Annotated in this window: 17 protein-coding genes and 3 pseudogenes; 6 read left to right on the forward strand and 14 right to left on the reverse strand. The window is 38.8% G+C overall.

Features of this window, described 5'->3' with window-relative positions; all coding sequences use genetic code 11:
- Window positions 1-201, forward strand: a 201-nt coding sequence (locus ADA55_RS30310) for a hypothetical protein (RefSeq protein ID WP_048679939.1), incomplete at its 5' end; no start/stop codon positions are given.
- 273 nt (window positions 202-474) lie between these two features.
- Here ADA55_RS30310 and ADA55_RS31325 read toward each other — a convergent pair.
- Window positions 475-789 (reverse strand): LysR substrate-binding domain-containing protein, encoded by a 315-nt coding sequence (locus tag ADA55_RS31325; RefSeq protein WP_375792913.1) that lies wholly within the window; start codon window positions 787-789, stop codon window positions 475-477.
- A 21-nt stretch (window positions 790-810) separates the two neighbouring features.
- On the opposite strand from ADA55_RS31325, the gene ADA55_RS04895 reads away from it, so the two are divergent.
- The 3 genes and pseudogenes from ADA55_RS04895 to ADA55_RS31330 all read left to right on the forward strand — a co-directional run bounded on the left by ADA55_RS04895 (window position 811) and on the right by ADA55_RS31330 (window position 2,043).
- Window positions 811-1,083, forward strand: a complete 273-nt coding sequence (locus ADA55_RS04895) for a VOC family protein (RefSeq protein WP_235443572.1) — start codon at window positions 811-813, stop codon at window positions 1,081-1,083.
- A gap of 386 nt (window positions 1,084-1,469) precedes the next feature.
- Window positions 1,470-1,802, forward strand: a pseudogene (locus tag ADA55_RS04900) (IS4 family transposase); the annotation flags it as partial.
- A 133-nt stretch (window positions 1,803-1,935) separates the two neighbouring features.
- Complete coding sequence (locus tag ADA55_RS31330; RefSeq protein ID WP_350494568.1) at window positions 1,936-2,043, forward strand: hypothetical protein; 108 nt, start codon at window positions 1,936-1,938, stop codon at window positions 2,041-2,043.
- 338 nt (window positions 2,044-2,381) lie between these two features.
- On the opposite strand, the gene ADA55_RS04905 is transcribed toward ADA55_RS31330, so the two are convergent.
- The 11 genes and pseudogenes from ADA55_RS04905 to ADA55_RS04950 all read right to left on the reverse strand — a co-directional run bounded on the left by ADA55_RS04905 (window position 2,382) and on the right by ADA55_RS04950 (window position 16,554).
- Window positions 2,382-4,073 (reverse strand): L-lactate permease, encoded by a 1,692-nt coding sequence (locus ADA55_RS04905; protein WP_048679944.1) that lies wholly within the window; start codon window positions 4,071-4,073, stop codon window positions 2,382-2,384.
- Window positions 4,074-4,683: 610 nt separating this feature from the next.
- Window positions 4,684-5,238 (reverse strand): annotated as a pseudogene (locus tag ADA55_RS28250) (IclR family transcriptional regulator); the annotation flags it as partial.
- A gap of 10 nt (window positions 5,239-5,248) precedes the next feature.
- Entirely contained in the window at window positions 5,249-6,028 is a 780-nt protein-coding gene (locus tag ADA55_RS04915) for a fumarylacetoacetate hydrolase family protein (RefSeq protein ID WP_048679946.1), read from the reverse strand.
- 24 nt (window positions 6,029-6,052) lie between these two features.
- A pseudogene (locus tag ADA55_RS28255) lies at window positions 6,053-6,256 on the reverse strand (NAD-dependent malic enzyme); the annotation flags it as partial.
- Between the two features lie 98 nt (window positions 6,257-6,354).
- Complete coding sequence (locus ADA55_RS04920; protein WP_048679950.1) at window positions 6,355-8,535, reverse strand: malate synthase G; 2,181 nt, start codon at window positions 8,533-8,535, stop codon at window positions 6,355-6,357.
- 211 nt (window positions 8,536-8,746) lie between these two features.
- Window positions 8,747-10,213: an FAD-binding oxidoreductase gene (locus tag ADA55_RS04925; RefSeq protein WP_048679953.1), complete on the reverse strand. Its 1,467-nt coding sequence runs from the start codon at window positions 10,211-10,213 to the stop codon at window positions 8,747-8,749.
- Window positions 10,214-11,572, reverse strand: a complete 1,359-nt coding sequence (locus tag ADA55_RS04930; RefSeq protein WP_048679958.1) for a (Fe-S)-binding protein — start codon at window positions 11,570-11,572, stop codon at window positions 10,214-10,216.
- A 2-nt stretch (window positions 11,573-11,574) separates the two neighbouring features.
- Window positions 11,575-12,903 carry an FAD-binding oxidoreductase gene (locus ADA55_RS04935; protein WP_048679960.1) on the reverse strand — a complete coding sequence of 443 codons (1,329 nt, stop codon included), beginning with the start codon at window positions 12,901-12,903 and terminating at the stop codon, window positions 11,575-11,577.
- 72 nt (window positions 12,904-12,975) lie between these two features.
- Window positions 12,976-13,662 carry a FadR/GntR family transcriptional regulator gene (locus ADA55_RS04940; protein WP_226990412.1) on the reverse strand — a complete coding sequence of 229 codons (687 nt, stop codon included), beginning with the start codon at window positions 13,660-13,662 and terminating at the stop codon, window positions 12,976-12,978.
- Between the two features lie 819 nt (window positions 13,663-14,481).
- Window positions 14,482-16,014, reverse strand: coding sequence for a flotillin family protein (locus ADA55_RS04945; protein WP_048679968.1), 1,533 nt, complete (start codon window positions 16,012-16,014; stop codon window positions 14,482-14,484).
- A gap of 21 nt (window positions 16,015-16,035) precedes the next feature.
- Window positions 16,036-16,554 carry an NfeD family protein gene (locus ADA55_RS04950; RefSeq protein WP_048679971.1) on the reverse strand — a complete coding sequence of 173 codons (519 nt, stop codon included), beginning with the start codon at window positions 16,552-16,554 and terminating at the stop codon, window positions 16,036-16,038.
- A 313-nt stretch (window positions 16,555-16,867) separates the two neighbouring features.
- Between ADA55_RS04950 and ADA55_RS04955 the strand changes: the two genes are divergently transcribed.
- Entirely contained in the window at window positions 16,868-17,440 is a 573-nt protein-coding gene (locus tag ADA55_RS04955; RefSeq protein ID WP_048679976.1) for a biotin transporter BioY, read from the forward strand.
- Window positions 17,441-17,704: 264 nt separating this feature from the next.
- Here the strand turns inward: ADA55_RS04955 and ADA55_RS04960 are convergent, their stop codons facing one another.
- Window positions 17,705-18,190: a YusW family protein gene (locus ADA55_RS04960; RefSeq protein WP_048679979.1), complete on the reverse strand. Its 486-nt coding sequence runs from the start codon at window positions 18,188-18,190 to the stop codon at window positions 17,705-17,707.
- Between the two features lie 100 nt (window positions 18,191-18,290).
- Window positions 18,291-18,935: a PAQR family membrane homeostasis protein TrhA gene (gene trhA, locus ADA55_RS04965; RefSeq protein ID WP_048679983.1), complete on the reverse strand. Its 645-nt coding sequence runs from the start codon at window positions 18,933-18,935 to the stop codon at window positions 18,291-18,293.
- A gap of 159 nt (window positions 18,936-19,094) precedes the next feature.
- On the opposite strand from trhA, the gene ADA55_RS04970 reads away from it, so the two are divergent.
- Window positions 19,095-19,682, forward strand: a complete 588-nt coding sequence (locus ADA55_RS04970; protein ID WP_048679985.1) for a metalloregulator ArsR/SmtB family transcription factor — start codon at window positions 19,095-19,097, stop codon at window positions 19,680-19,682.
- The last annotated feature ends 8 nt before the right edge of the window (window positions 19,683-19,690 follow it).

The following is a 19,690-nucleotide window of genomic DNA, read 5'->3' on the forward strand; positions in this document are numbered from 1 at the left end:
ATAGGTAACATAGGTTGCATGATATCCTCCTCATCAAATCCGAACGGATACCACCTATATATGATGAAATTTTTTTGTAGTGCCTGGTTCTCGATGAATTTTTCTATCGTGATGGATGCTGTGGGTTTATTAGTCCTGGAGAAACCTCCAGCAGCCTGGATAGAAAATAAATCTGTCTCATTTAAAGGGGAGTATTTTTAAGTTTAGTGTAACTTTTTCATCCTGAGCATAAGTAAGAATTTTTAGAAGCCTATAAAGTGGGCGGATATTCATTTAATATAGATTATTTAAGAACCTCATTTACTTATGATACGGTTCCCCGTAACGAATCGAAATGAGGTTATAAAACCATGAATATATTTTATTTTTCATTTAAAGATCTACTTTACCACAGTCAAAACTAATACCTGTTTCATTTTTTTTTGCCATTTTTCAACGTTGAAGTCTTTTACTTTTGAGTAAATATTTTGGTGTCTAAAAAAGTTTTGAAAATTCTTTTGCTGCTTTTGATAAATAACTATTCTTTCTCCAAATTACTTTGGGTTCAGATATTAAGGTCTGATCCTTTAGCTGAATGACTCTCAATCCTCCCAATGAATGGAGGGATAATAACGAGAGCGGTAAGATCGTTGCACCAAACCTCGATGAAACGAGACCAAGTAACATAATTAAATCCTGACATTCGCACAGTATATTTGGTTCTAAATCCGTATTATTTATGGCGAGAGGAAGAATATAAATGATAAGTAAAATGGAACACATAGCCATCATTGTACCGATATGGATCATAGTATTCAATACTATTCAGATATGTTTGGATTTAAGGTTCGTCTTAGGGGATTTTTATATCTGGAAAAACAGCCTAGTATGGAAATTGAATTAATTCGAGATATTGATCCTATTGGTGTGTATAACAAAAGTGGGGTTGTTAACCATCTTGCTTTTACTGTAGATGATATTAACCAAACAATTAGTCATTATGAGAAAAAAGGGATTAAATTTTTATCGATCCAGCCACAATCAACACTTGAAGGCGGCCTTATGATTTTGTTTTATGGACCTAATGGTGAATGCTACAACTGATTGAACGAGAAAAAAATTAAAACTATTTAATGAGAAATACTTTCTCTAACGGGTTTTATGTCAGCGAAAATGGGGTGGGCATCTTTTTAGGTGTCCAACCCATTTTATTTAGAATTAAAATAGTCATGTCGACACTAGGTCTACAGCATCTCAGCAGTATATCGATATTTCGAGGACTTTCATGATATCAGGTTTCGTTGGGCTTTGCCTAGCATATACGGTTAGTGATATCGAAAATTCCTTATGCTCTTCAAGCATTTTGGTTGAAAATAAGTTCACTAGGGGTAGCGTCACATGTCCATCACGCTAAGTTAAAATTACACCCTTAAAGAGAAAGAACGCTATGCTTATCGTTAGTAGTTTACGAGAAAGGACGGTGTTTTTTAATGAATTCTATCATTTCAAATGAACTGAATCTTTTCACACAAGAGCTACAATACTTTTTATCTCCAGTAGTCTTACAAGCTGTTTCCAAACAAGTTGGCTTTGTACAGCGATCTAGTAAGTATCATGCAAACAAACTCATTGTCCTTTCCGTATGGCTCAGTCAGAAAATCGCTAGCACATCACTCACAACACAATTGTGCAGTCCGTTAGAGGCTTATACTGAGGTAATGTTTAGCCCAGAAGGAATGAATTAACGCTTTAATCCTGCAGCTGTTGCATTTCTGTTCCAATCAATCGCTTTCTGCACACAGATTTCTACTTTCAATCGTATCCTATTTTAGACATTCCCTAATCCAAAGAAAGTTCAACCAAGAAAAAATAAAATACCGTAATAGCCGAAATGCCACCTCTTCACCTCTATATCATATATCCACCAACTTTTGATGAAGATGGCTAAAGAACAAGATGATTTATGAAATTCAACTGTTGTTACCTGGTATTTCAAAAGCATTACTGACACGCCAGGTGAGAGAATTTGAAGAAGACCAAATAATCACAGAGATGTATATTTAAAAAGTTCCTCCAAAAGGAGAATACTGGATATAAACCTTTAGGTCGAAACTCTATTGCCCCAACTTTTTGGCAGAAGTAACTATAAATTCCCCATAAAAATTAGTTTTATTAATCATATGGTGTTCAACAAGAGGTGGGACTTTATATCCTTCTTGGATTTAATTCTATAAGTGCGCCATCAACTTCATACGTAGCTATCTTTCTTTTCCAATGAAAAAACACCATTTAAAAGTCGTTTGACAAAACTTGCGACTTTTAAATGGTGTTTTTCTTATTTTTATCAACTCATATTGATCTCATATTTACTCTAAATAAAGATATTTGCTTTGCAATCTTACTTAAGGAATCATCCAGGATAACACCCCATTCTGCAAATATGTCATGATTCCAACAATAACCACCAGTATAATACTATGCTTTATAGTGAATCGAAACAAATCTGATTCTTTCCCTGCTAGGCCTACTGCGGCGCAAGCTACTGCAATTGATTGAGGCGAAATCATCTTTCCGGTAACTCCGCCTGAAGAGTTTGCTGCCACTGCGAGCACCGGATCCATGCCTATTGAAGTAGCTGTAACTTTTTGCATGTTACCGAATAGTAAGTTGGCTGAAGTATCAGAACCAGTAATGAACACTCCTAGCCAGCCTAGTATAGGAGAGAAGAAAGGGAATAAAAATCCTGTTTTCGCCAATACCATCCCCATAGATGTGCTCATTCCTGAAGAGTTTGTCACATAAGCGTATCCTACAACAGAAGCGATTGTGATAATGGGAAATTTAAGTTCGTTTAGTGTTTCACCGAATGTAACTATCCAACCCTTCCAAGAAATTTTTACAATATATTTCGTAATGATTGCTGCAATCAGAACCGCTGTACCAGCAGCACCTAGCAATTCCAGCTTGTAAAAGGCAGGTATCGCTTCTCCCGCAGCGTTTATAATCTTATTATTTAATAAAGGAACGTTGGGTATAAACGAAAATGCATGCCCTATAGAATTAATCGTTGATAAAACAACATTTGTTCCTTCATAGTGTCCTGTTAGTGCCTGCTTTATGGTTGGAATTCCCCAAAGGGAGATTACTCCCGTTAAAACCAGGAATGGTGACCACGCTTTAAAAATTTGTCCGCCGGTATAAGTTGGCTTGTGGCCAGAAGGTTCATTTACAGCAAGTGTTGCAGCCATTTCTTGTTCGGCTGAAAAACGGAAGATGGTTTTCGGTTTCCAAAATTTAAGGAAAACTGCTAAAGCAAGTAATGAAACAAGAGCCGATAAAATATCCGGAAGTTCTGGTCCAAGGAAGTTAGAGCTTAAGAATTGTGTTACAGCAAAAGTAATACCAGTTACTAAAATTGCAGGCATGACTTCGAAGGCTTTTTTAAAGCCTGCCATAATCACGATTAAATAAAATGGTATGACTACAGATAAAAACGGTAATTGGCGACCAACCATTTTTGAAATCTCCATCGCAGAAATTCCGGTAGGCCCCTCAAGCGCAATAATTGGTGCTCCTATTGCACCAAATGCAACCGGTGCTGTATTGGCAATTAAACACAAGCCAGCTGCATATAAAGGATTGAACCCAAGGCCAACAAGTAGTGCAGCAGAAATGGCAACAGGAGCACCGAAACCAGCGGCTCCTTCAAGAAATGCCCCAAATGAGAACGCTACCAAAAGTGCCTGAAGACGACGGTCTTCCGTAAGTGAAACAACTGAATTACGAATAATATCAAATTGTCCTGTTTTTACGGTTAATTTATAAAGGAAAACTGAACTGATAATGATCCAACCAATAGGCAAAACCCCGTATACTGCCCCGTGTGTAGCAGACATAATCGCCATTTGTGTTGGCATTCCAAATGCAATAACCGCCAACATCAAAGCAATTAATAGCGTCGTGAGCCCTGCCAGATACCCTTTCATTCTCTTCACTGCCAATGCCCAGAAGAAATAAAGTATTGGAATTACTGCCACGATAGCGGATAAAGCGAGGCTATCTCCTACCACTGTAAAGTTTTGTGTATATGTCATATTGTACCCTCCAATTTATAGTCCCTAAAAGTAACCGCTTACATATTTTTATTAAAATATGCTACCATTTCTTCTGCTCTAATTTACAAGAAAGTGAAAAAAATTTGAATCCACTGAAAATATTCAATTTTTTCGTGTTGTAAAGTCCGGATGTTTGTGATTTTATCTTGGTTGCGTAATGATAAAATCATAATAGTGCTTGTCCGGTAAAGGGACTATAAAGTACTTTAAACCTTTAGTTACTAAAGGTTTATTGCGACTAAGGTGAGATATACAAAAAGAAATACGCTAGGAAATCTGCTGTCTTCTCTACATAATATTTCCCTTAACACTTTCTATCGGTATGATAACACTCTATAAGACAACATTTCCCCTTTCTGTTTCGTATTAAGAAACAACGTTTCTGTAAGTTTGCGAAAAAACACTATTGTTTAGTAACTATATAAGTAGTTGTTATACAACAAACACTAATCCTATTTTAATTATACAAATTATTGGTAAAATTTTAAAACCAATATCAAAATTTGCCCGATTATTTTGAAAAAAAGATATATCGGGCAAATTTTCTTTGAAAAAAAATCCTAAAAATATATTGGAAAGTAATTCCACTTTAAAATCCAAGCCTTGTTGAAATTTTCTTTCCAATTTGAATCATCTGTAACTGTAGTAGATCGATTCGCTGTTCAGTCATACGCATTGTTGGACCAGATCTGATGCCAGCAGCAATGACTTTCCCCGAATGATCGAAAATAGGAACGGCAATACAAGTAATTCCGTATTCATTTTCTTCTAAATCCAATGCATAGCCTTTAATTCTAACCTGAATGAATTCTTGAAGGAAATCATCTTTATTCGTAATCGTTTTGTCAGTATGCATTGGCATTCCCTTTTGCTCAAGAATGTTAAGCAAGACATTAGATGGCAAATAAGCAAGAATTGCTTTGCCGACTGAAGTACAATGCATGGGTTCTTGTTTTCCAACTTTATAGTGCATTCGCAGCATTTCGTTTCCTTCTAGCTTTTCAATTTACACCACTTCACCTTGGTCATAAACAACTAGATGGATAACCTTATTTGTGGTATTCTTCAGTTCTTGCAAGTATTGCCTTGCTTCCGATCTAAAATCAATTGATTCCAGCAATTTGGAACTAACCTCTAAAAATTTTTAACCGTACCTAATACGCTCTTGCACCTTCTTTAGCCGTAACAAATGTATTTCGAAGATTTCCAATTTCCTTTATTTCACATTCTATAACGTCGCCTGCGCCGACCAACTCTGCTCCAACAGGACTACCTGTTAAAATTACATCTCCCGGTTTAAGTGTCATAACATTTGTCAGATAGGAAACCATTTTGCGAATTGGAATAATCATCAGTTCAGTTGCACTGTTTTGTTTTTCAACATCGTTCAGTTTTGCTTTGACCTTTACATTAAAAGGATCAAGTACGGTTTCAATAACAGGACCTAATGGAGTGAACGTGTCAAATGATTTACCAATTGTCCAGTGGCCATCCTGGTGGAAAAACTGAGGTGCTGTTACGTCATTTCCAACTGTGTATCCAAAAACATAATCCAGTACGTCGGATTCAGGCACATTTTTTGCCTCTTTCCCAATGACAATCGCTAATTCGGATTCAAACTTTACTTCCTTGATACCCTCTGGAATGATAATTTCATCTTCAGGTCCAATCACTGATGAAGTTGGCTTAAAGAAGAATACTGGAATTTCCGGGAGCTGTTCCGGAAGATTTTCCACATTTGAAACGAAGTTTGCACCGATTCCAATGATTTGATTTGGTTCTAGGGGTGCAATAGACTTAACTTCACCCTGAGAAAATGTTTGGCCTGTATACTCCCAAGCACCAAAAATATCGCCCTTAATTACTCTTATTATACCTTTTTCTTTAACACCTGTATGAATGGAAGAATTAGCTATAAACCTAGTAAACTTCATTGTTTTATTGCTCCTCTCAGACTTCTATTTCGGTTTTTTTCTCGCAACACCAGACTGTATTGCTGCCTCTGCTACAGCATTGGCGACAGATTCTACTACTCGGTTGTCGAAAGCATTTGGTATTACATAATCATGTGTCAGTTCTTGAGGCTGAATTAAGTTTGTAATTGCATAAACCGCTGCCACTTTCATTTCCTCATTAATTTCAGAAGCGAACACCTGAAGTGCAGTTAGTTGTTGAAACTGCAGTACTTCAATTAAATTAGCAATATACTCTTTACATTGTAAATCGTGACGTTGTAAAAAATAGAATGTCCCCTAGTTGTTTATTGTTTTATAGCAAACTTTGCTTTTGCTTCAATGCGGCGACGATGCAATATTGGCTCAGTGTAGCCACTTGGCTGATTATAACCTTCAAAAATCAGGTCACATGCAGCTTGAAATGCCACCGAATCGTCAAAATTCGCAGACATTGAGCGATATGCAGCGTCTCCAGCATTTTGTTCGTCTACTACTTTAGCCATACGCTGAAGCGTCTCTAGCACTTGTTCCTTTGTTATGATACCGTGGTGTAGCCAGTTCGCCATGTGTTGGCTGGATATACGTAAGGTTGCACGATCTTCCATAAGTCCCACGTCGTTGATATCAGGTACTTTCGAGCAACCAACTCCCTGGTCCACCCAGCGAACAACATAACCTAGCATAGTTTGAGCATTGTTATCAATCTCTTCCTGTATTTCCTCCGGGCTCCAATTAGAATGTTTCGCAACTGGGAATTGTAAAATGTCATCCCTCAAGTCTCTAGATTCACTGATCTTTTCATTTTGGACCTTCGTTACATCAACTTGATGGTAGTGCAGTGCATGCAATGTAGCTGCAGTAGGTGATGGAACCCACGCCGTAGTTGCACCTGTTTTTACATGTCCAATCTTTTGTTTTAACATTTCATCCATCAAGTCCGGCATAGCCCACATACCCTTTCCAATCTGGGCACGCCCCTGGAAGCCGCTTACAAGGCCTGTATTAACATTCGATTTTTCATAGGCTTGCAACCAAGTGGATGATTTCATTTCACTTTTTCGAATCATTGCTCCCGCTTCCATAGAGGTATGGATTTCATCACCAGTACGGTCTAAAAATCCGGTATTTATGAATACTACCCGTTCCTTAACTTCGCTTATGCAAGCTTTTAAGTTTAAAGATGTGCGGCGCTCCTCATCCATAACACCAATTTTTAGAGTATTCCGTTTTAGACCGAGCAATTCCTCTACTTGATCAAATAGATGGTTGGCAAAAGCGACCTCTTCTGATCCATGCATTTTAGGTTTAACGATGTAAATGGATCCTTCGGATGTGTTTTGGTATGGGCCGTTTCCTAAAAGAGTATGTTTTCCAAGAAGACTAGTGATGATTGCATCTAAAATTCCCTCTTGGATTTCCTCCCCATTTTGATCTAAGATTGCATTATTCGTCATTAAATGACCTACATTACGAACAAACAAAAGTGAACGACCTGACAAAGACAATTCTTCTCCCGTCGGGGTCAAATAAACGCGATTAGGATTAAGAGTTCTTGTCATTGATTTATTGCCTTTTATGAAGGTAGCAGATAAATCTCCTTTCATTAATCCTAACCAGTTACGGTAAACTAGAACTTTATCCTCGGCATCTACCGCAGTTACTGAATCTTCACAGTCCATAATCGTAGTTACTGCTGCTTCTAATAGAATATCTTTAACGCCAGCCTCGTCAGTTTTTCCGATTGGATGACTGAAATTGAATTGAATTTCAAAGTGCAGGCCATTATTTTTCAAAAGTACAGCACTTGGATTTTGTGGTTGTCCTTGATAGCCAGTTAATTTCGATTCGTCCTCAAGTCCTGTCGTTTCTCCATTCCGGAGTGCAACATTCAGCTTTCCAGACTCAATTGTATATTTTACAGCATCTTTATGAGAAGCTTCCCTTAATGGAGCTGCTTGGTCAAGAAACTCTCTTCCAAACTCAATAACCTTAGCACCACGAACTGGGTTGTAGCCACCTTCTCGATGTGCACCATCTTCTTCACTGATTGCATCTGTACCATAAAGTGCGTCATAAAGGCTTCCCCAGCGGGCGTTGGCGGCATTGATTGCATAACGAGCATTATTAACTGGAACAACCAGTTGCGGTCCAGCTTGGATAGCTACTTCGGCATCCACACCTTCAGTGGTGATCTTGAAGTCTTCAACCTCTGGTTCAAGATATCCAATTTCTTTTAAAAATGATTTATACTCTTCAAAATCAAAATCATTATTATTTTTTCGATACCAAGCATTTATTTGATTTTGAATCTCTTCACGATGTGCCAATAATTCCTTATTTTTAGGAGTTAATTCATTGACCAAATTTTCTAAACCAGACCAAAACTGATCACGATCCACTTCACTACCTGGAAGAGCTTCTGAATTAATAAATTCAAATAATTCCGTTGCAACTTGAAGATTCCCTGATTTAATATATTTTGTCATTATAAGTTCCTCCTTGTAAATCAAGATTTTATTTTAAATAATTCATCTCTGGAAAAAAGTAATTTGTTCACTCTAGGATGTAATTATCCTAATTGCTCTGTTTGTTTGTTATTACAAAACAACGCTTCTTTATCTGTGTATAAAAACGATGGCACGAGAAATGAATTGGCTTCATCCATTTTATGGACTGCGCCTTACTAGACAAACATATTTAAGATATAGCAGCTGCTTCTTTTTCTTTTAAATCTCTTTTTATCTCAGCACAGCGTCCCGGCATCGGGAATAATTTCCCTGCATTTAAAAGGTTATGAGGATTGAATACTTCTCGAATATCTGTTTGTGCAATAATCTCTTCGTCAGAAAAGACGAATCGCATTTCCTCTATTTTTTCAATCCCCACTCCGTGTTCACCTGTAATCGTCCCCCCAACATCAGCACATGCTTTTAAGCAGGCACTACCAGCTGCCAGGGCCTTTTCGCTTTCCCCAGGGATTCTGGCATCGAAAAGAACAAGTGGATGTAAATTCCCATCACCCGCGTGGAAAATATTAGCGATTCGCAAGCCATATTCTTCGCTGATTCGATTGATTTTGTTTAATACCTCGGGCAATTTGCTTCGTGGAATGACACCGTCCTGTACTAAATAGTCCGGTGAAATGGCTCCCATGGCACCAAATCCTGTTTTACGATTGGCCCACCATCTACCTCTTTCGAGTTCATCCTGTGCTACCTTCACTTCAAGTACATTCCTGTACTTACACACTTCCAAAATTTGTTCGATTTGCTCTTCAATACCTGCTGAGATTCCATCCACTTCAATGAGTAGGACAGCCTCAATATCACTTGGATGACCTACTGGAAAAGCAGCCGCCTCCACTCCCTCAATCGCTGTTTTATCCATCATTTCAAGCGCTGCCGGTACGATTCCTGCTGAAATTATATCAGACACGGCCTGACTTCCGTCCTCCACTTTATCAAAGTAAGCAAGAACAGTTTGTTTCGCTTCCGGGTTTTTCAATATACGAACAGTGATTTTCGTTACAATGCCTAATGTTCCTTCAGAACCTGTCAACAGACCGAGCAAATCATATCCAGGAGAATCAGGAATTCCATTTTCACCCATTTCTATAATTTCCCCGTTTGGCAGTACTACTTCCAGCCCTAGGATGTGATTCGTGGTTACTCCATACTTAAGACAGTGAGCCCCTCCAGCATTCTCTGCGACATTTCCGCCAATTGTACAACAATATTGGCTAGAAGGATCCGGAGCATAATAATATCCTTTATCAGAGATAGAGTTCGTGAGTTTAAGATTGATAAAACCAGGCTGTACAACAGCACGCCTATTTTCGAGATCAACGCTTAATAGCTTCTTCATCCTTACCAGACTGATAATGACTTCTTCATTTAAAGGTATAGCACCGCCACTTAATCCAGTTCCAGCGCCACGGGCTAGGAACGGCAGTTTATTTTCGGAACAATATTTAACTAGTTTGGCTACTTCCTGAGTATCTTTTGGAAACACAACCGCTTTAGGTAATTGTCTATGAAGCGTAAATCCATCGCTATCATAGGCAAGCAAATCCTCTTTGTGAAATAGAATTGAATTGGCGTCGCCAACAATCGCCTCTAAATTTTTTATATGTCGATCATTCGATTTTATTTTTTTCGGTGCCATTTACTGTCCCCCCTTTAGATCATCCTCTTTTTGATAAGCCCAATCCAGAAGCTGAATTGTATGGACGACTTTTTGATTTCTACCATATTTCTGTACCCCCATGGCCATCTGAAGCATACATCCTGGGTTACCCATTGAAATCATCTCAACATCGCCTGGCACATTTTGCATTTTACTTTCTAGCACGGCACCGGCCATTTCCGGATTAGTGATGTTATATATACCTGCACTTCCACAGCAGCGATCAGCGTTTGGCATATGTACCATTTCAACTCCGGGAATACTAACAAGAAGGTCTCTCGGTTCCTGGCGAATTCCTTGACCATGTGCTAAATGGCATGCGTCATGATATGTGATACGAGTGTTCAATTCAGCTTTTGGTATTTCATAGCCTGTTTCATGAATATATTTAGAGATGTCCTCGACCTTAGCGGAAAATTTTTCAGCTTTATCATGCCATTCAGGCTCTTCCCGAAACAATTCAGCATATTCCTGAAGCATACAGCCGCATCCTGCTGCGTTAACGATTACTTTATCAGCATCCTTAAACGCTTCGATATTCTGTTTCGCCAGCTTTCTTCCAGTTTCACGGTCACCGGCATGAACATGTAAGGCTCCACAGCAAGTTTGGTTTTGCGGAATTGTCACATCATTTCCGTTTCGTGTTAAAACATTAATCGTGGACTGATTAATATCACTGAACATAACGTCCATCACGCAACCTGTCATAAACGCCACTTCGGCTTTCGTTTTTCCTAATGCTTTGATCACTTTTTCATTTTTGTATTTTTTGCGTACAGGCTCTTTAATTTCGGGCATAATTGCTTCCATCTCAATTAAATGCTGTGGCATAATATTCATTAACCCTATTTTGCGAACCACTTTCTGCAATCCGCTCTTCTGATAGAACTTTAATAAACTCCCCACTGTATTCAGTCTGTTTTGATGTGGGAACATTCCTTCAAGTACTAATCTACTTACTTTTCCTTTCACTCCTGTCAATGGAATCGCCTGACGAATTTGTCCGCGAGCCTCTTCAATTAATCCTCCGACATCTACATTCGCCGGACAAGCAGTGGTACATGCACGACAGTCAAGACAAGCAAAAACAGGATCCATGAATTGCTCGTTCACCTCAAGCTTTCCTTCTGCTACTGATTTGATAAGATGGACACGACCACGGGGAGAATGCTGTTCCTGGCCTGTTAGCTCATATGTTGGGCAGGATTCCAAACACATACCACAATGTACGCAATCTGCCCATTTGTTTTCATCAGGCTTATCACTCCATAGATAGTTGCTTAAGCTATTAGATGTACATGATGGATCTTGCTTTATATCAACTTCTCTCAGACTCACTATTAAATCCCTCCCACGAATCTTTTATTATTAAGTACTCTATTAGGATCGATCTTTGTTTTAATTCCTTCTAACAAGAAGAAATGTGATGGTTTTTCACCCCATACATCAATTTGCTGACGGAGCGTTAAAGGCAGATGCTTCACAATCACATAACCACCCAATGCTTCGACGGATTTTCTGAGCTTTACTATTACCTGTGTTAATTCTTCATCTTCAGTTCCCTTTAGGTTAACCTGGCATATTCCATGACCTAGTCCACCATGTGCTTCTACTGTAAGAGTACTAGAGTGATGTAAAATGTGGCTTTCTTTAATGACCTTCAAAACATCTAAGTTAACAACGCCTATTTTCAATGCCGCTTCTATCTGATTTCCACTAGCAAGTGTTGCTCCATTTGGAGAAATCGAATAAAATTTTTCCCAAAAAGCTTGTGCCTGATTTTGTGAAAGCACTGTCATTTTTGCGTTAGAAGGTTGGATGTTCTTTACAAAATCCTCCTGGTAATGAACAGAGCTCTCCACATCTTCAAATGAAATTGCTAAGGTATAAACGTTTTGACCCGTTAACCTTTCCGACAAAGCAGGATTTAGCAGTTCCAAAGCGATTGGTTCCATCACTGAATCCAACAACTTAACTGCTAGTGACCGAACTTCTTCGAGATTTCCATCGGGAAACACTAACAGTCCAAGGCTTTCGTACTTTGGTATTGGTCTAAGCTTCAAAGTCACTTCAGATAAAATACCAAGTGTACCCATCGATCCTATAAAAAGTTTGTTCATATCGTACCCAGCAACATTCTTTACTACATTTCCCCCAGCTCTTATGATACTGCCATCCGGGTAAACCAAGCGAAGTCCTATTACCACATCTCTGGAAGAACCATAACCCAATCTTTTGGGACCGCTTTCATTTGAAGCAATGATTCCGCCAATTGTCGCCTCTTCAGGCCATACAGGGTCCAGCGAAACCTTCTGATTATGTTGTGCCAAATATTCTTGCAATTCTTTAAATGAAGTACCTGCTTTAACCGTTAATGTCATATCTCCTACAGTATGTTTGACAATTCCTTTATATTTCGATAATGAGAGTAAGATATCAGCTGTTTCAATCAATCCTCCAAAACCTCTCTTGGTTCCGCCTCCTACCACCGTTATTTTTTTCCCTTTATCGTTTGCATACTTTAAAATACTTGCTATTTCTCCCTCTGTTTTCGGGTAAACCGATACCTGACCACCATTCCCAAGTGGATGTCTTTGGTTTTTCCCATCAACTAGTTGCACATCAGGTAAAAATGACTTTAAATCTGATAGAAGATCCACTACGATCAAAACCCACGCCTCCTTTTTTTTTCGTAATAACCAACATCGTTTCTATATTGATGCAAAAAAAACATTTAAACTTCATACCTTTTGTAAAATATTGTTTTGCAAAATTTCTTCAACATAATGTAGGTGGTTAATCATCGACTGATTAGCTTTTATAGGGTTCCCCATCTTTATTGATTCATAGATTTTATCATGTTGTTCATCCATCGTTTTTACGATGTTCTCATTCTCTTGAATATACCTGTGAAAATCAATCATTGCCTTCTTCATGGCGGTTGAAATGGTTTGCACTAATTGGATCAGGCTTTTGTTTCCTGTCGCATTAGCAATCGCCATATGAAAGTGGTAGTCCCCTTCCCAGCCATTGATACAGAGGTTTGAAAGGATTTCTTCCATACGTGCCAAATCTTGTACCGACCGATTGGAAGCAGCCATTTCCGCGATACCTGTCTCCAATATTTTCCTGACTTGAAATAAGTCTTTTATGTCTTCACAGCTGGGGATTAACATATGGTTGGTAAACAATTTTGTGGAATCAAATTCGCAAATGTATGTACCTTCCCCTTGTTTCACGTAAACAGTACCTTTTCCTTTAAGTGTAGTGATTGCATCTCGGACAGCGGAACGTCCAACACCGAATAAATCACATAATTCCCTAACGGAAGGTAGCTTTTCACCTGACTGGAATTTGCCAGACTCAATCATCTTTTCTATTTCTTCTTCTACTGTTTCCGATACTTTCTTGGTGAATATTTTCCCCACATTTACACACCCACCCTCTATCCTTTCAGACATCACATATCCGATAAGTTATATTCTTACATTTATTAAAGCACCTTCCAATATATATTTCAACAAATAATTCAGAATTTAAAAAAAATTAAAAAATATTTATTATGGATTATTGGAGACATACACGATCGCCAGGCAGAGCTTTGCTGTTTCTTAATGCACTAAACGTTGTTTCACCAGGACACATAAGTGGTGCTGCTTCTAATACAGATAATTCATTCGCCTTTAGACGGAATCTGTATAGCTTTCATCATTTTCATCACATATTAGCTCCTACAGTTTAGTTTTTGAAAATAAGATAAAAAATAAAATAGTTAATTGTTTAATAGAATGTTAAGTTACCTTTATTAAGGTCTGTTTTTTAGATTAGTGATTTCAAAAACTGCCTGATCAGCTGCCAGGAGTGCACCTTCAAGATGTCCCCCATATCGTGAATATTATATTGCTGATAGTGTCATTTACGATGATGAATCTTATTTTGTCGATAAAATGTATGATTTTGCATTCAACAAAGCATCCTACCTAGCAAAAATAAAACGAGATTTCTCTGCATATGTTGATTTTAATACGTTGACTAAGTAGGTTTAAAGAAAAGACTTGTCTTTAAATACGTTACTAAGTTTAAGTATTATGTACATCCAAATATCGGTTTCAAACATTTAAAACGAATTTAGGCTTAAAAAGCAAAAAAATAAACAACCAATCATCCTTGGTTGTTTATTCTCTATTAGTAAGTCCAATAACCTCAGATTTAATATCAGTATAATTTACCATGTATTTCCTTAATCGTTACTCTTCCTTACTTGCTGCCATATTCATGCTCGCTTCGACATTCTCCTGGCTGATGGTGGTGAATGGTAAATTTCGTTTTCCCGAGAAATTCTCAAGCAAGTCTTTGACATCAATTCCCGAAGATGCTTTTAATGACTCCTGCAAGGATGCCATTAAATCCGTTGCATATCCAGTCACTTTATTAGCCCCGCCATTCGCACCGCTTCCACCTGTGTCCACTACAGTGATCTTGTCGATATTACTAAGCGGGCTTGCCACTTGTTTTGCATATTCCGGCAGCATTTTCAAAATCATGTCCATTACGGCGGCTTGCCCGAACTGTTCAAATGCTTCAGCAATCTTCTGCTTGGCTTCTGCTTCTGCTACCCCTTTTAACCTGATGATTTCCGCTTCTGTCGTACCTTGTGCCCTTTGGGCGTCCGCTTTAGCAAGACCGTCCATGCGAACGCGTTCCGCTTCCGCTTTTGCCATGGCTTCAATTTTATACTTATCGGCATCCGCTTCTGTAATCTGTTTCATCTTGTTGGCGGAGGCTGCCTGCTCTACCGCATACCGGTCGGCATCGGCCTTTTTCTTCACTTCTGAATCATATTGCTTTTCACGGCGAAGGATTTCTTTTTCCTCCAGCTCAATTTGCTTTTGCCGTTCGATGATCCTGATTTGCATTTCCTGTTCGGTTACATCCTGTTTAGATCTGGCCGTTTCAAGATCGTAAGCTTGGTCAGCCCGTGCCTTGGCAATATCCTGCTCACGACGGAATTCCGCAACCTTTAGCTTGTTGATTTTTTCGGCTTCGGCTATTTCTGTTGCCCTTTCAAGTTCGGCACGCTGCGCTTCCTTCGAAGCTTCGGCTCGCTTGATTCGCGTTTCTTTCTCGGCATCGGCGGTAGCTATATCGGCATCCCTCTTCACCTGGGCAATCCTTGGCTTTCCGAGCGATTCAAGATATCCATTTTTGTCACGAACATCTTTAATCGTGAACGATACGATGATGAGTCCCATTTTAGCTAAGTCCTGCGAGGCTACCCTCTGTACTTCCTGGGAAAACTTTTCACGGTTTTTATAAATTTCCTCGACGGTCATCGAACCAAGGATGGAACGAAGATGCCCCTCCAATACTTCCCGCGCTTCCTGTTCACGGTCATCTTTCGATTTACCAAGGAATTGCTCTGCCGCTGTGGCTATATCGGTGATTGAACCGCCAATCTTGATGATCGATACACCATCTGCCATGACTGGAACTCCCTGTTCTGTGTATACTTCCGGAGTTGAAACCTCAAGCTTGCTCGACAATAAGCTCAGTGGTTCCGCTTGCTGGAATACCGGGAGAACGAAAGCCCCCCCGCCGCGGACGATTTTAATTTTATTTCCTGATTCGTCGATGTGAACATTTTTGCTTCCTAAGTAGCTTCCGGTCACGATCAATGCCTCATCGGGACCAGCGGTGCGATATTTCGTAACAAAGACAGCAATAAGTGCGATAAGTAAAACTGCAACAATGGCGACAACGATCCAAATCAAATCAAACATGCCTTACCTCCTACCCTTTTTTCAATCCTGGTGGGGCATAACATAGATAACCCCATTTTTCACTTCGATGATCAAGACCTTTGTATCCGAAACAATTCCTTCATTCTTATAGCTGGCCGCAGTTTTTGCGATGCTTCCACTGATGCTTTCTATCAGGACTTCCCCAAACCCGTCAACAGGGATTGATGTGAGAACCCTGCCGACCCTTCCTCTCAGCTCATTATCATGAAATGTCAAACTTTCTTCCGCTGATGAAATGGGAATCAAAACAAATACATTCAGCAAAGTGACGATGGTAAATGAAATGATGAGGGAAATGCCGGCACACAATCCAGCATTAAGCCCTGAAAGCGATTCAAGCAAAAAACCACTTGCAAAAAACACGGTCAAAAAGCTAAAAATGAGCGTAGGATTAAATATATCAGGTAATTCAAGGCCGGAAAATATATCATTAAACAAAATAAATAAGAATGTTAGCCCCCCGAATATAAATAATCCATATAAATAGACTGTTTCTAATGGAACTCCAAATAACTCCATCTCTTTCATCCTTTAAATTCGATTTTTCCAAGCCGCATACTGCTTTAATGGCCCAGGATAAGCGTTTTACCAACATTATTAATCTATGGTTATAATCCCCTCCATTTACTTCGCTTACCATTCATACGAATGATGCATTCAAAAAGTTTCATTTATTTTCCAAGTTTTGAATTTACCCTTGGAAAACCCTGTATTCTCTAGGACCATTATTGAAATAAAATGCATAATACCATTGACAGTGTTTACTTAACATATTAAAATTCTTTATATGTTAACTCGTTACATAACTAGGTTTACATTAGGAGGAAACACGATGAAGGAGCGTCATGAGAAGTTAAGAATGATGATGGTTACAGCATTATTTGCAGCACTTATAGGTATACTTGCCCAAATTACAATTCCACTGCCCTTAGTTCCGATTACAGGACAGACTTTAGCTGTTGGACTGGCAGCAACAATACTGGGTTCACGTTATGGAACCTCTTCCGTTTTGTTATACTTGTTCATAGGGGCAGCGGGAGTACCGGTTTTCGCTGAAATGTCTGGGGGACTAGCTAAGATATTCGGTCCGACTGGCGGTTATTTATTATCCTATATCCCGACAGTATATATAACGGGTCTGATATTGGAAAAAACCCGTTTCTCAGTTGCAATGGCTTTCGTTGCAAATACAATCGGGATGATAATTACTTTGGTAATCGGTACGGTTTGGTTAAAATATATGAGTTCATTATCTTGGCCAGTGGCATTTGCCAGCGGTTTTGCACCATTTATAATCGTAGGCGTTTTAAAGGCATTCCTTGCATCCTGGCTTGGCATCACGATCCGTTCAAGGTTAGCGTCGGCTAATATGCTGCCTAAAAAAAATGCACCAATTTCCCAATGATGGGTAAATGAAAGAGAGGGTACCGCTTGTGGTATCCTCTCTTTTCTTCTATATTCAACTTCCAGATCACTGCAAAAAAAAAAGACTCTTAAAAAAGAATCTTTTTTGCAAGTGTTTATTGCGGTCCTATCCCCATAAGTCCGAATATGAATAGCAAATGTATATTATCCCCTTTGCTAACCTTAATCATTTTACTATAGGAACAGTAATTTGACAACTATTGTCGGCACATATGAATATGTGGAATAAAGTAACGTATTTTGGTTACTTATTATTCACTTTATATTCTTTTTTCGTACTATCTTCGAAAACGACCTCTAAATCAAATTCTTGATAGTCATCCTTCAAATTAAAAGCTTTTGTCACTTCTTGAATGACTTCTTCATCTGTTGAATCTTTAGTGAATGTCAATTTTTCTAGAATCGGGGTCAATTCTTTCATTGCTTCATCACCGTAAACTTCGTGTTTGTTAAGTTTGTCCTCGATCGAAGCTTCTGTTTGAGCTCCCATTGTATCATATTCAGCTTCGTATTCGTTATCATTTCCGGTATAATCCACTTCTAATTGAAAATCCTTATATGTGAAAGGCAGTTTTTCATTATTATCCGTACCTGTTTCAGGATTATTTTCCGCTTGATTTTCATTTTCCTGAACCGGCGGGTTTTTCACTTCATCGTTTTCTTCGCCGCAACCAGCCAAAACAAGCATAGCGGCAAACGGCACTGATAATATTTTGATTGATCTTCTCATTGGTTTTTTCCTCCTTTACTTTGTATACCTTAATTATTTCCTCATAAGGGTCATTTAAAACCTGAACCACTCTCCTAAATACATCAAATCGGCCAAGTGATCATTGTGGAAGGATATAAAACAATACCGCAAAAAAGTGTGTGGCAGTTCCCCCAAGCACGAATACATGCCAAACCGCGTGATGGAACGGAAAACCGCGCCAAACATAAAAGATGGCTCCAAACGTATAAAGCAATCCCCCTGCAATCAGTAACTGAATACCCGCTGCAGGCATCGTAGCTGTAAGGGGTCCCCAAACGATAACGATCATCCACCCCATGGCAATATAAAGAATCGTCGAAAGGAAGAGGAATTTTTTCACATAGAAAGCTTTGAAGACGACGCCAATGATTGCAACTCCCCAAATGATACCCAGCAGGGTCCAGCCTAGTGACCCTTTGATCACAAGAAGCATGATGGGCGTGTATGTTCCTGCGATGAATATATATATGGCTGAATGATCAAAGATTTCAAATATATCCTTTGTTTTACCTTCTGGAAAACTATGCACTAAAGTGGAAGAGACGTATAAAAGAAGCATGGAAACACCATATATGACCGAAATGACTACATTCCAAGGCGATCCTGTTTGGGCTGAGAATAAGATTAAAAACACAAGTGCGGCAATACTCAACAAAACGCCGACACCGTGGGTTATCGCATTGACCACTTCTTCTTTTTTTGTATATACATGAGTATTGGCCATGTTACAGCTCCTTAATTCCGGATTATTTTTTTTAGTATTCCCTAAAGTATACATCAGATCTTCCAAGCAATATAGAAAAGTGAATAGTAACTTGATTAACTGCCACTAATTAGATTATTATCTAATTAGATGATAATCTAATTAAAAAGGGGGATAAAAGTGCAATTAGAAAAATTGGTCGCTTTCCACAAGACGATTGGTGATGTGACAAGAATCAGGATAATATCCATCCTGGCAAACGGTCCAAAACACGGACAAGCACTTGCGGGAATACTAAAATTGACGGCTCCGACCATCTCACACCATTTATCGAAATTGAAAGACATTAATTTAGTGAAGGATCGGAGGGAAAAAAATACGGTCTATTATTTTTTGAATGAAGATGTCCTGAAGCATTATTCGTCAGCATTGCCTAAAATGGTTTCAACTAAGGGGGACTCCAATAAAATGGATAATCAAAAGCTGATTTTAGAACATAAAAAGATCCTTGAAAACTTTTTTACACCAGATGGTCGACTAAAAACCATACCAGCACAGAGAAAAAAGAAAATGATCGTACTTCATCATATTGGAAGCCTTCTGGAAAAGGGACGTAAATATCCAGAAAAGGAACTGAATGAATTCATCCAGTCTTTCCATGATGATTACGCAACGATAAGACGTGAACTCATTATCGGAAGCATCATGTACCGCGAAAACAGCATTTATGAACTGAATCCCCGCGAAATGTGGGCTGATATCGGTTAACCGTATTC

Source organism: Bacillus sp. 220_BSPC, assembly GCF_001054655.1.
Classification (GTDB): Bacteria; Bacillota; Bacilli; order Bacillales; family DSM-1321; genus Peribacillus; species Peribacillus frigoritolerans.

Coding starts and splice junctions, on each gene's coding strand:
- ADA55_RS31325 (WP_375792913.1), bottom strand. CDS start 789: ATGATCCATATCGGTACAATGATGGCTATGTGTTCCATTTTACTTATC.
- ADA55_RS04895 (WP_235443572.1), top strand. CDS start 811: ATGTTTGGATTTAAGGTTCGTCTTAGGGGATTTTTATATCTGGAAAAA.
- ADA55_RS31330 (WP_350494568.1), top strand. CDS start 1,936: ATGATTTATGAAATTCAACTGTTGTTACCTGGTATTTCAAAAGCATTA.
- ADA55_RS04905 (WP_048679944.1), bottom strand. CDS start 4,073: ATGACATATACACAAAACTTTACAGTGGTAGGAGATAGCCTCGCTTTA.
- ADA55_RS04915 (WP_048679946.1), bottom strand. CDS start 6,028: ATGAAGTTTACTAGGTTTATAGCTAATTCTTCCATTCATACAGGTGTT.
- ADA55_RS04920 (WP_048679950.1), bottom strand. CDS start 8,535: ATGACAAAATATATTAAATCAGGGAATCTTCAAGTTGCAACGGAATTA.
- ADA55_RS04925 (WP_048679953.1), bottom strand. CDS start 10,213: ATGGCACCGAAAAAAATAAAATCGAATGATCGACATATAAAAAATTTA.
- ADA55_RS04945 (WP_048679968.1), bottom strand. CDS start 16,014: ATGTTTGATTTGATTTGGATCGTTGTCGCCATTGTTGCAGTTTTACTT.
- ADA55_RS04950 (WP_048679971.1), bottom strand. CDS start 16,554: ATGGAGTTATTTGGAGTTCCATTAGAAACAGTCTATTTATATGGATTA.
- ADA55_RS04955 (WP_048679976.1), top strand. CDS start 16,868: ATGAAGGAGCGTCATGAGAAGTTAAGAATGATGATGGTTACAGCATTA.
- ADA55_RS04960 (WP_048679979.1), bottom strand. CDS start 18,190: ATGAGAAGATCAATCAAAATATTATCAGTGCCGTTTGCCGCTATGCTT.
- trhA (WP_048679983.1), bottom strand. CDS start 18,935: ATGGCCAATACTCATGTATATACAAAAAAAGAAGAAGTGGTCAATGCG.